Raw genomic sequence first — 13352 nt, forward strand, 5'->3', positions numbered from 1 at the left:
TGGTTCTTGGCAGGATGCTTGCACGTCCCGCACCGCATGGATTAGCTATGTGCAGTGCACCCGTTGTGCGGGTGATAAACATCGCCGGGAAACGCCGCCTATGGTCGACAAAGAAGATCCCAAGCCCGCGCCGATCACGATCAAGAAGTACGCCAACCGGCGTCTCTACAATACGGCCACCAGCTCATACGTGACCCTGGACCATCTGTGCCAGATGGTGAAGGACGGCACCGACTTCGTCGTTTACGACGCCAAGACGGGCGACGACATCACGCGCTCGGTGCTGACGCAGATCATCGTGGAAGAGGAATCCAAGGGCGGGCAGAACTTGCTGCCCATCGGTTTCCTGCGGCAGCTGATCAGCCTCTACGGCGACAACATGCAGTGGATGGTGCCAAAGTACCTGGAATACAGCATGCAGTCCTTCACCCGTAATCACGAGAAGATGCGGGACTACTTCCAGAACACCCTGGGCGGCATGTTCCCCTTTGGCTCGTTCGAGGAAGTGGGCAAGCAGAACATGGCCATGTTCGAACGGGCCATGCGCATGTTCTCGCCCCTGGCCGGCGCGGAAGGCGGCAAGCCCGAGGCGAGCGAGGCCCCCAAGGCCAAGCCCGCCAGCGGCGGCCAGTTCGACGAGCTGCAGAAGCGGCTGGACGAGCTGCAGCAGCAGTTGGTCTCCCTCACCAGCCTGGCCCGCAAGCCGGACTGATCGGTCTGGCCTGGAGGCCGTTCCAGGCACCTTTGCGAAGGTCTGAAGAAGTCCCGGTCCGCGTTGTCGCGGCCGGGCTTTTTTGTGCGCCTGCGATAGGACCCGTCCCGGTATCCGCTCGAGAAAAGACAGCTGTAAGTGGCGCCTCTCCTGGCCCGGTTGTGGGGTTGGGGGTTGCGCCAACGGCATTTCACGGGGTGCCGGACCCTGGGCTAAGGTTTGCGCCCCGGACGACAGGCCCGGTTCCAAGCGATAAACGGGGACCACCCGGCAGAGGGTGACTCCCCTTCTGAAGGAAGATGAGGAAGACATGCCGCTGAACCGCAGGATTGTTCTGGCCTCGCGCCCGGAAGGGCTCCCGACAGAACAGAACTTCGGGATGGAACAGACATCCATCCCCGTGGCGGGTCCCGGCCAGATGCTGCTGAAGACGCGGTGGCTCTCTCTCGACCCCTACATGCGCGCCCGCATGAGCGCCGCCAAGTCCTACACCCCGCCCATCGAGGTCGGCGGCCTGATGGTCGGCGGCACCATCGCCGAGGTGGTGGAGAGCAACGTCCCCGGTTTCCAAGCCGGCGATCTGGTGCTGTCCAACTCCGGCTGGCAGGAATACGCCGTGGCCGGGCCGAAGTCGGTGCACAAGCTGGACACCGACGGCCTGCCGGTGACGACGGCCCTGGGCGTGCTGGGCATGCCGGGCCTGACGGCCTACGTCGGCCTCTACGATATCGGCCAGCCCAAGCCGGGCGAGACGGTGGTGGTCTCCGCCGCCGCCGGCGCCGTGGGTTCCGTCGTCGGCCAATTGGCCAAGCTGAAGGGGGCACGCGCCGTCGGCATCGCCGGCGGGCCGGAGAAGTGCGCCTTCGTGGTGGATGAACTGGGCTTCGACGCCTGCGTCGACTACAAGGCCGGGAATTTCAAGGAAGCGCTGGCCGCCGCCTGTCCCAACGGTGTCGATGTCTATTTCGACAATGTCGGCGGCCGGGTGGCCGACGCGGTGTTCGATCTCTTGAACACCTTCGCCCGCGTGCCGCTGTGCGGCCGCATCGGCAACCTGAACGACACCGCCCCGCCGGCGGGCCCGGACCGGGTGCCGGCGCTGCTGTCCGCCATCCTGACCCGCCGCCTGCATGTGCAGGGCTTCATCGTTTCCGACCACTGGCACCGCAACGACGCCTTCCTGGAAGAGGTCGGGACCCTGGTGAAGGACGGCCATCTGCGCTATCGCGAGGACGTGACCGAGGGCCTGGAAAACGCCGTGTCGGCTTTCCTGGGCCTGCTGCAAGGCAAGAACCTGGGCAAGGCGCTGGTGAAGCTGTAAGCCGGTTCCAGCACCGTCCTGGAGATCAAGCCCCCGCCCCGGTGAGCCCGGCGCGGGGGCTTCGTCATTCTACAGCCTGATTTCCGCACCCAGCACCGTCAGTAGCTGGGCCAGCCAGGCGGCGTGGGCGGGCCAGGCGGGGGCGGTCACCAGCTTGCCATCGGTGACGGCGCCATCCACCGGGATGTCGGCGTACTCGCCGCCGGCCAAGATCACCTCCGGCCGGCAGGCGGGGTAGGCGGAGACCCTGCGGCCGGACAGCACACCGGCGGCGGCCAGGATTTGCGGACCGTGGCAGACGGCGGCGATGGCCTTGTCCTGGGCGGCGAAGGCCTTCACCAGGGCCAGCACGCGGCTGTCCAGGCGCAGGAACTCCGGCGCGCGGCCTCCGGGGATGACCAGGGCCACGTAGTCGTCGGCCTTCACGCTCTCGAAATCCGCGTTCAGCGTGAAGTCGTGCCCGCGCTTCTCGGTATAGGTCTGGTGGCCCTCGAAATCATGGATGGCGGTGGCCACCTTGTCGCCGGGGCGCTTGCCCGGTGCCACGGCGTCGACCTGATAGCCCACCATGGACAGGGCCTGGAAGGGCACCATGGTCTCATAGTCCTCGGCGAAATCGCCGACGATCATCAGGATGCGCTTGGGGGCCATGGTGTTCCTCCATCAGGACCGTTTGGGGGGCCCGATCAGGATGCTTGGAAACGGTGGAGGCGCCTATGAGCCTTAAGGGGGTAAGCCGGCGCCAATCCGATCAGGGCGCGATGACGATGGGCCTTACCGATCCGCCTGCCGGTTGACCACCGCCGTGACGGGCGCCAGGACGATGCCCCGGTCGCGCAGGCCCACGGCCCAGCGGGCGATGCCTTCCAGCGTCACGGGATAGGGCTGGGCGTAGCCGACGGCGACGCCATTGAGCTTGGCCAGGCGTTCCAGTTCGGCCAGTTGGGCGGCGACGCCGGCGTCGGATGGCGCCCGGTCCACCTGCACGTCCGACACGGCCCGGGGCAGGCCCAGCTGGGTGGCGATGCGGGTCGCCTGGCTGGCGGTGGTGGGCCAGCTGTCGACATAGATCAGGCCGCGCCGCTGCACCTGGCGCAGCACCGTCTGCAGGCTGTCGTGGCTGGCCAGGAACTTGGTTCCGGTCAGGTTGGTCAGGCCGACATAGCCGGTGGCGCTGGCCATGGCCGTCTCCAGCCGGTCCACGTTCTTCTCGTCCGGCAGGCTGGTCAGCAGCGTGCCGGGGCCGGGGTCGTTCTGGGGGAAGCGCTGCGGCTCCATCGGCACCTGCAGCAGCACCTCGTGCCCATCGCCGCGCGCCTGGTCCACCGCCTTCTGCAGGTTGGGGGCGCCGGCGGCGAACGCCAGGGTGACGGCGGCCGGCATGCGGGCCAGCACCTTTTCCAGGGCGCTGGGCGACCAGCCCAGGTCGGCCATCACCAGGGCGATGCGCGGGCGCTTGTCATCCTGGGGGAAGGGGCGGCTGTAGGCCTGCCAGGGGGCGGGGCCCTTGGCGGGCATGCGCGGCAGGTAGCCCGCCCGTGTCTTTTCCAGCAGGTCGTCATTGCGGCTGGGCGCCAGCTTGACGGTCACGTCCATGGGATCGGGGTCGTGCGGCGCGGCGTCTGTCGCCGGCTTCACCACCCCCTCGGCCGGTGCGGCCGCGCGCGGGGCGTCCACCGGGCGGGGACCACCCTGAGGCAAGGTGACGATGATGTCGGCCAGGGTGCTGGCCTTGCGCCGCGCGGCCGCCGTCTCCTCGGCCGTGGCGGCCAGCCAGGCGACCGTACCCGCCACGGCCAGCACCGTCAGGGCCACGGCCACGGCGAACAGGTTCAGCCGGCGGCGCGGCTTGTCGTCCTGATCGCCGCGCTTGCCATCCACGGCCGCGGTTGAAGCCCCGGCGCGGCCGGCGCGCTTAGGCACACCCAGGCGCGCCGCCAGCACGTCGGCGGACGCGTCCTCGTCCGCGCCGGCCAGCAGCGCCTCGAAGGCGTCGTCATCGCCGCCCTTCTTGCGTTTTGTTGTCTTTGCCGCCTTGGCAGGCTTGTCCTTGCGCGAGGCAAGGGCCTTCAGGCGGATGGGAAGGGCGGCCAAGGGGTCCCCATCGGTTGGCTACGGCGTCGTCAGTTGGTGGCCTTGGACTGCTGCAACAGCGACAGGCCGCGCAGCAGGTCCAAGGCACGGGTGAGCTGGTAATCCTGGGGCGTGGCGTCGCCGGTGGCGGCCGGTGGCACCGGCGTGCCGGGCGCGTCCTGGCCCTTGGCTCCGGCCTTGGGGTCCTGGGTCTTGGAGTCGACCTTGGCCTTGTCGGCGCCAACCCCCTTGTTGTCGGGGGTCTTGCCGTCGGGCGTCTTCGCGTCCGGGGCCTTTTCCGAGGTCTTGTCCTTGGCGTCGTCCGGCTTGGCCGGCTGCTTTGCGCCCGGGTCGGTGTTGCGCAGGGCGTGCGGCAGGTCGGCCTCGCGCCGGCGGATGACGCCGGCGGGCGTGCCCACCTCTTCCACCTTGGCCTGCTGCACCTCGATGTCCGGCGTGATGCCCAGCTGCTGGATGGACCGGCCGGACGGCGTGTAGTAACGCGCCGTGGTCAGCTTCATGGCGTTGCCGCCGGGCATGGGCATGAGGGTCTGGACCGAGCCCTTGCCGAAGCTCTGCGTCCCCATGAGGATGGCGCGCTTGTGGTCCTGCAGCGCGCCGGCCACGATTTCCGAGGCCGAGGCGGTGCCGCCGTTGATCAGCACCACCAGGGGCAGGCCGTGGACGGCGTCGCCCGCCTTGGCGTTGTAGCGCTCGCCCTGGTCGGGGCGGCGGCCGCGGGTGGAGACGATCTCGCCCCGCTCCAGGAAGGTGTCGCTGACCGAAATGGCCTGGTCCAGCAGGCCGCCGGGGTTGTTGCGCAGGTCCAGCACATAGCCCACGACCTTGTCGCCCAACTCCTTCTGGATGCCGGCGAGCGCCTTGTCCAGGCCCACCTGCGTCTGCTCGGTGAAGCCCGACAGGCGGATGTAGCCGACGTTGCCTTCCACCCGCCACCGCACCGACTGCACCTTGATGACCGCGCGGGTCAGGGTGAAGTTCAGCGGCTGGGGCACGTTGTTGCGGTGGATGGTCACCTTGATGTCGGTGCCGGGGGTGCCGCGCATCTTCTCCACCGCCTCGTTCAGGCCCAGGCCGACGATGGCCTCGTCGTTCAGGTGGGTGATGTAGTCGCCGGGCTGCACGCCGGCGCGGGAGGCGGGGGTGTCGTCGATGGGCGAGATCACCTTGACCACGCCGTTCTCTTCCGTGACCTCCAGGCCCAGGCCGCCGAACTCGCCCTTGGTCTGGACCTGCATGTCCTCCCAATTCTTCTTGTTCATGAAGTTCGAGTGCGGGTCGAGGGAGGCCAGCATGCCGTTGATGGCGGCTTCGACCAGCTGGTCGTCCGGCACTTCCTCGACATAGTCGGACTTCACGCGTTCGAACGCTTCGGTGAACAGTTCCAGCTGCTTGTAGGTTTCCGCCTTGATCGGTGGCTTGGCGTCCAGCGGCCGGGACAGGGGGCTTGCCAGATAGACCAGGGCCACGACGGCCACGGAGGTCAGCAGTTTCTTCATCTTACCCTTGTCCTTTACCCTCGGTGCCCGCGAAGCCGCGCAGGGGATTGATCGGCTGACCACCCCGCCGCAACTCGAAATACAATGTGGGGGTTCCGTCGCTGGCCATGGCGCCCATGGGCTCGCCGGTCAACACACGTTGTCCCACCCGCGTATCGATCCGACCCAATCCCGCGATCAGGCTATGATAGCCATTGGGGTGCTCGACGATCAAGATGAGGCCATATCCCTTGAAGGGTCCGGCGAAGACCACCGATCCCTCATACGGCGCCACCACCGGCGACCCGGCGCGCGCGCTGATGCGCACCCCGCGGCTGGTGGTGCCCACGGCGTCCTGCTCGCCATAACGCTGGGCCACGGGGCCCGCCACCGGCAGGGTCATGCCACCCAGCGCCATGCCGCCCGGCACGTCCTTGGGCGTCCGGCCCATGGCGGCCAGCCGCTCCTGCGCCTTTTTCTGCCGCGCCTCCTCGGCCAGCTGGCGCTTCTGCGCCTCCGCCTGGCGGGCGCGTTCGGCGGCGGCCTTGCGCTCCGCCTCCAGCTTTTCCACCAGGTCGCGCAGGTCGCCGGCCTGGGCGGTCAGCACCGCCATGTGGCCGGCCACGTCCTGCAGTTCGGCGTCGTTGGCCTGGGACAGGGCTTCGCGCCGCGACACCAGGTCGCGCAACTCCCCCTCGCGCTTTTCCAGGTCCTTCTTCGCCGTCAGGGCCTGGGCGCGCTTGTCCGCCAGCTTCTGGCGCAGGGCGGCCAGGTCGCGCAACTGCACGGCCAGGGCGTCCGCCCGTTTCTTCAGCTGGGGAATGGCCTCGCGCAGCAGCAGGGCGCTTTTCACCATTTCGCCCGGCGCCTCCGGCCGGGCCACCATGGCCTCCGGCGGCAGGCGGGACAGGCGCTGCAGGGCGCCCAGCAGGTCCGCCAGCGCGGCGCGGTCGGCGTCGATGCGGGCCACCTGCTCCTGCTCGTTGGCGGCCAGTCCGGCCAGCGACTGCTCCACCGCGCGCAGGGCGTCATCCTGGCGGCGCTGGTCCTCCGCCACGGCCACGGACTTGGCGCGCAGGTCGGCCAGCTCGCGCTCCAGGGCGTCGTTCTTGGCGTCCAGCGCGGCCTTGCGGGCCTGATCCGCCTTCAGGTCCTTTTCCACCTTATCCAGTTGGCGCTGGGCGTCCCGGGGGACGGCGCCGCCTTGGGGGGCCGTCGTCTGCGCCACGGGCGTCAGCACCACCGGCGGGGCGTGCTCAGCCCACGCCGATCCCGGCGCCAGCAGGGCCAGCGCCAGGGGCAACAGTCGGAACGGGGCCTTGTTCGGGATCACGCCGGGGCTGCGCTCACTCGGGTGTCGGCTTACTCGGCCGCCGCGCGCGCCGCGTCGCGGACCAGCAGGGAATGGCCCGTCATCTCCTCCGGCTGGGGCAGGCCCATCAGCTCCAGCAGGGTTGGGGCCACGTCGGCCAGCTTGCCCCGCTCCAGCCGCACCACATCCGCCGGGGCGTTCACCAGGATGGCGGGCACAAGGTCCAGGGTATGGGCGGTGTGCGGGCCGCCCGTCTCCGGGTCCTTCATCAGCTCGCAATTGCCGTGGTCGGCGGTGATCAGCAGGGCGCCGCCCTGGCGCTTCACCGCGGCCTCCAGCCGGCCGATGCTGCGGTCCACCGCCTCCACCGCCTTCACGGCTGCGGCCAGGATGCCGGAATGGCCGACCATGTCCGGATTGGCGTAATTGACCACCACCAGGTCGAAGGCGCCGCTGTCCACCGCCGCCACCAGCTTGTCCGTCAGCTCGTCGGCCGACATTTCCGGCTGCAGGTCGTATGTGGCCACCTTGGGCGAGGGGACCAGGATGCGCTCCTCCCCCTCATAGACCTTCTCCTCGCCGCCATTGAAGAAGAAGGTGACGTGCGGGTACTTCTCCGTCTCGGCGATGCGCAGCTGCTTCAGGCCCTTCTGCGACACGATCTCGCCCAGGGTGTGGCGGATTTCCTTGGGCGGGAAGATGGCCGGCAGGTATTTCGCCAGGGTGGAGGAGTATTCCACCATACCCAGCTGGGCGGCGAACTTGACGGGCGTGCCGCGATCGAAGCCGCTGAACTCCGGCTCCACCAGGGCGGACAGGATCTCTCGGGCGCGGTCGGCGCGGAAGTTGGCCATCAGCACGCCGTCGCCGTCCTTCATGCCGGCGTAGTCGCCGATGATGGTGGGCAGGATGAACTCGTCATGCTTGCCGGCGTCATAGCTCTGCTTGACCGCCGCCTCGGCGCTGGCGGCCTTCTCCCCCTCCGCCGACACCAGGGCGCGGTAGGCCTTCTCCACCCGGTCCCAGCGCTTGTCGCGGTCCATGGCGTAGTAGCGGCCGTCCACCGTGGCGATTTTGGCGCCCGGTGCATCTTTGAGGCCGGCCTCGATGGCCGCCAATTGCTCCAGGGCGCTTTGCGGCGGCACGTCGCGGCCGTCGGTGAAGGCGTGCAGGGCCACGGGGATGCCGGCCTTCGCCAGGGTCTGGGCCAGGGCGACCATATGGTCCTGGTGGCTGTGCACGCCGCCGGGGGAGGCCAGGCCCAGGATGTGGGCGGTGCCGCCGGACTTCTTCAGGGCGGCCTTGAAGGCGGTCAGCGCCCCGTTGGTCTCGAACTCGCCCTGGGCGATGGCGCGGTCGATCATGGGCAGGTCCTGGAACACCACGCGGCCGGCGCCCAGGTTCATGTGCCCCACCTCGGAATTGCCCATCTGGCCGGCGGGCAGGCCCACATCCTCCTCGCTGGCGGACAGCAGCCCGTGCGGGCTCTCCTGCCACAGGCGGTCGTAGTTGGGGGTGTTGCCCTGGGCGACGGCGTTGTCCGCCACCTCTTCCCGATAGCCCCAACCGTCCATGATGCACAGCACCACGGGGCGGGGGGCTTTGCTGGTCTTGTCGGTGGCGGCCATGGCTGTCTGTTCCCTGATCCTGGTGGGGTAGGAGGTGCGAACCTATTGGGAAAATCGGGATTTCCGCGCGCGATGGCAAGCGGCGCATCCGACTTTCCGACCTGATAAACCGTTATAGGCCGCCAACGGTTCGCCCGTCCCGCCTCTTTCCCATGCCCCAGGGACAGAAACGGTATGCCCGAACCGGACGGGGCCGCCCGGTTCTGTCGCCGCATCGTTGAAGTTCGACCGTTTCGGCTGCTTCGCCCATGCCACCATCACGGGTAACGAGACCGGGATCAAGGTGGAGGACATCATGGACCAGCGGCTGAACGGCGACATCGCCAATGCCTCATCCCCGGGGGCGATCGCCCTGGAGGACCGGTGGTGTGCCCATACCTACAAGCCGCTGCCCGTGGTCATCACCCGCGCCCAAGGCGCCTGGGTCCATGACGACGCCGGCCGCCGCTACCTGGACATGATGAGCGCCTATTCCGCCGTCAACGTCGGCCACAGCCACCCCCGCATCCTGACGGCCCTGACCGAGCAGGCGTCCAAGGTGGCGGTGGTCTCCCGCGCCTTCCACACCGACAAGCTGGGACCCTTCCTGCAGCGGCTGTGCGCCCTGACCGGTCTGGACGGCGCCTGCCCCATGAACAGCGGGGCGGAGGCGGTGGAGACGGCGGTGAAGGCCGCCCGCCGCTGGGGCTATCGCCATCGCGGCATTCCCGCCAACCAGGCGGAGATCATCGTGGCCAGCGGCAATTTCCACGGCCGCACCACCACCATCATCAGCTTCTCCTCCGAAGAGGCCTATCGTGAGGGCTTCGGCCCCTACACACCCGGTTTCCGCGTCGTGCCCTTCGGCGACCTGGACGCCCTGGCGGCGGCCATCGGGCCCAATACGGCGGCCGTGCTGCTGGAACCCATCCAGGGGGAGGCCGGCATCGTCCTGCCGCCGGCCGGCTACCTCAAGGGCGTGCGCGAGGCCTGCGACTTCGCGGGCATCCTGATGATCCTGGACGAGATCCAGTCCGGCCTGGGCCGCACCGGCCGCTGGTTCGCCCACCAGCATGAAGGCGTCAAGCCGGACGGCCTGTGCCTGGGCAAGGCGCTGGGTGGCGGCGTGCTGCCCGTCTCCGCCTTCGTCGCCCGCCGCGACGTCATCGACGTGTTCGATCCCGGCAGCCACGGCTCCACCTTCGGCGGCAACCCGCTGGCCGCCGCCGTGGGTCTGGAGGCCCTGGCGGTGATCGAGGAGGAAGGCCTGGTCCAGCGCAGCGCGGAGCTGGGCGCCCATCTGATGGACCGTCTGCGCGCCCTGAACAGCCCGCTCATCCGCGACATTCGCGGCCTGGGCCTGTGGGTGGGGCTGGAGATCGACCCCGCCCGCGCCACCGCCCGCCAGGTGGTGGAGGACTGGATGCGCCGCGGCGTCCTGTCCAAGGAAACCCACGACACGGTGGTGCGCCTGGCGCCGCCGCTGATGATCGCGCCGGAGGATCTGGACTGGGCGGTGGATCGCCTGGCCGAGACCCTGTCGGCGTTCGCCTGACATCAACCGACAACAACATCCCGGGGAATCCCATCCATGCCCGATACTCGCCTGGCCGCTGCCGCTTCCACCGTGGCCGACACCCTTCCCGGTGGACGCATCCTGATGTGCGCCCCTGAGCATTTCGAGGTGAGCTACGCCATTAATCCGTGGATGCGGCCCGATCGCTGGCAGCGGGAGGGCGCCCTGCTGGGCGCCCGCTCATCCAGCGGCTGGGAACGGCTGGTGGCGACCCTGCGCGGCCTGGGGGTTGAGCTGGAGTTCGCCGTACCTCATGCGGGGCTGCCGGACATGGTGTTCACCGCCAACGCCGCCGTGGTGCTGGACGGCAAGGCGCTGGTCGCCACCTTCCGCCATCCCCAGCGCCAGGGCGAGACGCCGGTGTTCCGCCGCACCTTCGACGCGCTGAAGGACCGGGGCCTGCTGACCGAGGTGCACGACATGCCGGAGGGCGTGGTGCTGGAGGGGGCGGGCGACTGCGTGTGGGACCCCGTGCGACGGACCTTCTGGCTGGGCTATGGCCAGCGCTCCGACAAGGCGGCGGCCCCGGTGGTGCGCGACCTGTTCGGCATGGAGGTCGAGGCGCTGGAGCTGGTCGACCCGCGCTTCTATCACATGGACACCTGCCTCTGCCCTCTGACGGGGGGTGAGGTGCTGTACTTCCCCGGCGCCTTCTCCGCCGAGGGCAACGCCCGCATCCTCGAGCGCTTCGGCGCCGAAAACCTGATCGTGGCGCCGGAGCCCGACGCCTGCACCCTGGCGGTCAACGCCGTGAATCTGGGCCGCGACATCGTGCTGGCCACCGCCAGCCCCGCCCTGCGCGGCATGCTGACGGAGCGCGGCTACCGCGTGCACGAAACCCCGGTCAGCGACTTCGGCCTGTCCGGCGGCTCGGCCTTCTGCCTGATCCTGAAATTGGATCGCACCTCAAAGTAAAACCTTCGGGCAAGTAAAGCCTTTGGGGGCGGAGGCGAGGGCGCTTAAGCTGGCGTCCTCGCTTTGGCCTTTTCGGACCCCGCCTTGAAGCCGCGCAAGCTCGACGCCATCGACATCAAGATCCTGACGGAATTGCAGGCCGATGGCCGCGTCACCAACCAGGCCCTGTCGGAGCGGGTGGGCCTGTCCGCCCGCCCCTGCCTGGAACGGGTGCGCCGGCTGGAGCGCGAGGGCATCATCGTCCGCTACCAGGCCCAGGTGGACGTGCGCCGCATCCAGTCCTGCGTCTTCGTCCTGGCCCAGATCTCCCTGGAAAAACAGGGGCGTGCCCGCACCAGCGCCTTCGAGCGCCGCCTGCGCGAGGTGCCCGAGGTCATCGAGTGCTTCGAGGTCAGCGGTCCCTACGACTACATCGCCAAGCTGGTCTGCCGCGATCTGGAGACCTACCAGGAACTGACCGACAGCTGGATCGACGATGCCGAGATGGGTGTCGCCCGCGTCGTCAGCAACGTCGTCCTGCGCCCCATCCGGGATTTCGGGACGTATCCGGTGTTCGAGGAGGAGGGTAGCTAGCTGGAACCGAACCGAGGCCCGCGCCACCTTGCCGGATCTTGACTGGTATGAAAGAAGGCAAGGATTTGAATGGTATGATCGGTTGGCCGAAAGAGAAAGAAATAAGGGAAGCCGTGTACGCGGGCTCGGTGTACGTTGGAATACAGAACGGGAAAGTGCTGTGGATGAGAGGCGATTCTGGCCAATAGCTTCTCGTAAGCCGTTATAAAACGTGCGCCGACATTGCCGGTGCAACTCTCATACCAATCTTGGGCATTTTCAATCTCCGTCAACGCGCCCGGACTGAAAGACAGTTGGCGGATCAACAGCGCCTCGCTCGCAGTTTGGCCTGGACTACTTCCCACGGGATCATTTCGACCGTTCCGGCATCGACTTCGGCGATCCGCCGTTCCAGCTCCACTCTTTGCGCGTCACTCAGGGGAATGTCCCGTTGGTCCAGGCTTTCCCATAACTCATCGATAAGCGTCAGCCGCTCCTCGGGTGTCAGGTGGTCAAAGGGCAGTACGGTCATCGCTTTCGTCCCGGCGGGGTATTCAACGTCTTAAAATATGGCGGCTGGGTGGTTCCCTGTCCAGACAGGGCGTAGGAACATCCTCTGGGCCATATTCCAACAAAAACGCTTTCCCACAACCATCCTCATGCGCTCAACTGCCGACACCGGCGGTCCCAGGCAGGGGGCCGTTTATGGCGCGCCATATGGACCCATGAGGAAAACACCATGGAATATCGGCAACTTGGACGGTCGGGCCTGAAGGTTCCGATCCTCAGTTTCGGCACCGGCACCTTCGGTGGGGCGGGTGAGTTCTTCAACCGCTGGGGCAGCACCGACGTGGCCGAGGCCACGCGGCTGGTGGATTTATGCCTGGAGGCGGGCGTCAATTTCTTCGACACCGCCGACGTCTATTCGCGTGGTGCCTCGGAGGAGATCCTGGGCCAGGCCGTCAAGGGCCGGCGGGACAAGGTGCTGATTTCCACCAAGGCCACCTTCACCATGGGCGATGGCCCCAATGACGTCGGCTCGTCACGCTATCACCTGATCCGCGCGTGCGAGGCCAGCCTGAAGCGGCTGGGCACCGACCATATCGACCTTTATTTCATGCACGGCTTCGACGCCACCACCCCGGTGGATGAGACCCTGCGCGCCCTGGACGACCTGATCACCGCCGGCAAGATCGGCTACATCGGCGCCTCCAACTTCTCCGGCTGGCATTTGATGAAGGCGCTGGCGACGTCGGAGAGGTACGGCCTGGCCCGCTATGTGGCCTACCAAGGCTATTATTCCCTGGTGGGGCGTGAGTATGAGTGGGAACTGATGCCCCTGGGCCTGGACCAGGGCGTGGGCCTGATGGTGTGGAGCCCCCTGGGCTGGGGCCGCCTGACCGGCAAGATCCGGCGCGGCCAGCCGGCTCAGGCCGGCCGCATCGCCAGCGGTGGCGCCGCCGGCGGGCCCAAGGTGGACGATGAATACCTCTACACGGTGGTCGATGCCCTGGACGCCGTAGCGGCGGAGACGGGCAAGACCATTCCCCAGGTGGCGCTGAACTGGCTGCTGGCCCGGCCCGGTGTGGCCAACCTGGTCATCGGCGCCCGCAACGAGGACCAGCTGAAGCAGAACCTGGGCGCCGTCGGCTGGTCGCTGACGCCGGACCAGGTGACGCGCCTGGAACAGGCCAGCCAGAAGGACCCCATCTACCCCTACTGGCACCAGAAGGACTTCAACCACCGCAATCCCAAGCCCACCACCTGGTAAGGCGCGGTCTGAAG

13 protein-coding genes are annotated in these 13352 nt (G+C 68.0%); 6 read left to right on the top strand and 7 right to left on the bottom strand.

Annotation, left to right across the window (positions count from 1 at the left end; all coding sequences use genetic code 11):
• Positions 1–100: 100 nt before the first annotated feature.
• Together phaR and UAA55_RS19620 are read left to right on the top strand one after the other, a co-directional pair.
• Entirely contained in the window at positions 101–712 is a 612-nt protein-coding gene (gene phaR / locus UAA55_RS19615; RefSeq protein ID WP_322954814.1) for a polyhydroxyalkanoate synthesis repressor PhaR, read from the top strand.
• A gap of 310 nt (positions 713–1022) precedes the next feature.
• A complete protein-coding gene (locus UAA55_RS19620; RefSeq protein ID WP_322957723.1) occupies positions 1023–2033 on the top strand; it encodes an NADP-dependent oxidoreductase in 1011 nt (336 codons plus the stop codon).
• 69 nt (positions 2034–2102) lie between these two features.
• On the opposite strand, the gene UAA55_RS19625 is transcribed toward UAA55_RS19620, so the two are convergent.
• The 5 genes from UAA55_RS19625 to gpmI form a co-directional block, all read right to left on the bottom strand.
• The gene (locus UAA55_RS19625; protein ID WP_322954815.1) at positions 2103–2684 is read right to left on the bottom strand and encodes a DJ-1/PfpI family protein; all 582 of its coding nucleotides are present in this window, start codon (positions 2682–2684) and stop codon (positions 2103–2105) included.
• Positions 2685–2807: 123 nt separating this feature from the next.
• Positions 2808–4127 carry a divergent polysaccharide deacetylase family protein gene (locus tag UAA55_RS19630; protein WP_322954816.1) on the bottom strand — a complete coding sequence of 440 codons (1320 nt, stop codon included), beginning with the start codon at positions 4125–4127 and terminating at the stop codon, positions 2808–2810.
• 29 nt (positions 4128–4156) lie between these two features.
• Positions 4157–5626, bottom strand: a complete 1470-nt coding sequence (locus tag UAA55_RS19635; RefSeq protein ID WP_322954817.1) for a S41 family peptidase — start codon at positions 5624–5626, stop codon at positions 4157–4159.
• Position 5627: 1 nt separating this feature from the next.
• Entirely contained in the window at positions 5628–6938 is a 1311-nt protein-coding gene (locus UAA55_RS19640; protein WP_322954818.1) for a murein hydrolase activator EnvC family protein, read from the bottom strand.
• 29 nt (positions 6939–6967) lie between these two features.
• A complete protein-coding gene (gene gpmI / locus UAA55_RS19645; RefSeq protein WP_322954819.1) occupies positions 6968–8545 on the bottom strand; it encodes a 2,3-bisphosphoglycerate-independent phosphoglycerate mutase in 1578 nt (525 codons plus the stop codon).
• A 217-nt stretch (positions 8546–8762) separates the two neighbouring features.
• Here gpmI and rocD point away from each other — a divergent pair, with 217 nt between their 5' ends.
• The 3 genes from rocD (at position 8763) to UAA55_RS19660 (ending at position 11588) form a co-directional block, all read left to right on the top strand.
• The gene (gene rocD, locus UAA55_RS19650; RefSeq protein WP_322954820.1) at positions 8763–10079 is read left to right on the top strand and encodes an ornithine--oxo-acid transaminase; all 1317 of its coding nucleotides are present in this window, start codon (positions 8763–8765) and stop codon (positions 10077–10079) included.
• Positions 10080–10115: 36 nt separating this feature from the next.
• Entirely contained in the window at positions 10116–11015 is a 900-nt protein-coding gene (locus UAA55_RS19655) for a dimethylarginine dimethylaminohydrolase family protein (RefSeq protein WP_322954821.1), read from the top strand.
• An 84-nt stretch (positions 11016–11099) separates the two neighbouring features.
• A complete protein-coding gene (locus UAA55_RS19660; RefSeq protein WP_322954822.1) occupies positions 11100–11588 on the top strand; it encodes an Lrp/AsnC family transcriptional regulator in 489 nt (162 codons plus the stop codon).
• On the opposite strand, the gene UAA55_RS31365 is transcribed toward UAA55_RS19660, so the two are convergent.
• Positions 11585–11932: a type II toxin-antitoxin system RelE/ParE family toxin gene (locus tag UAA55_RS31365; RefSeq protein WP_416235211.1), complete on the bottom strand. Its 348-nt coding sequence runs from the start codon at positions 11930–11932 to the stop codon at positions 11585–11587. The two genes, UAA55_RS19660 and UAA55_RS31365, sit on opposite strands and share 4 nt — an antisense overlap.
• Complete coding sequence (locus UAA55_RS19665; RefSeq protein WP_322954823.1) at positions 11890–12099, bottom strand: addiction module protein; 210 nt, start codon at positions 12097–12099, stop codon at positions 11890–11892. The genes UAA55_RS31365 and UAA55_RS19665 overlap by 43 nt, the downstream gene beginning before the upstream one ends.
• A 207-nt stretch (positions 12100–12306) precedes the next feature.
• On the opposite strand from UAA55_RS19665, the gene UAA55_RS19670 reads away from it, so the two are divergent.
• On the top strand, positions 12307–13338 hold the full coding sequence (locus tag UAA55_RS19670; RefSeq protein WP_322954824.1) for an aldo/keto reductase: 1032 nt from the start codon (positions 12307–12309) through the stop codon (positions 13336–13338).
• Positions 13339–13352: the final 14 nt, after the last annotated feature.

The organism is Nitrospirillum guanabarense (assembly GCF_034653355.1).
Taxonomy (GTDB): Bacteria; Pseudomonadota; Alphaproteobacteria; order Azospirillales; family Azospirillaceae; genus Nitrospirillum.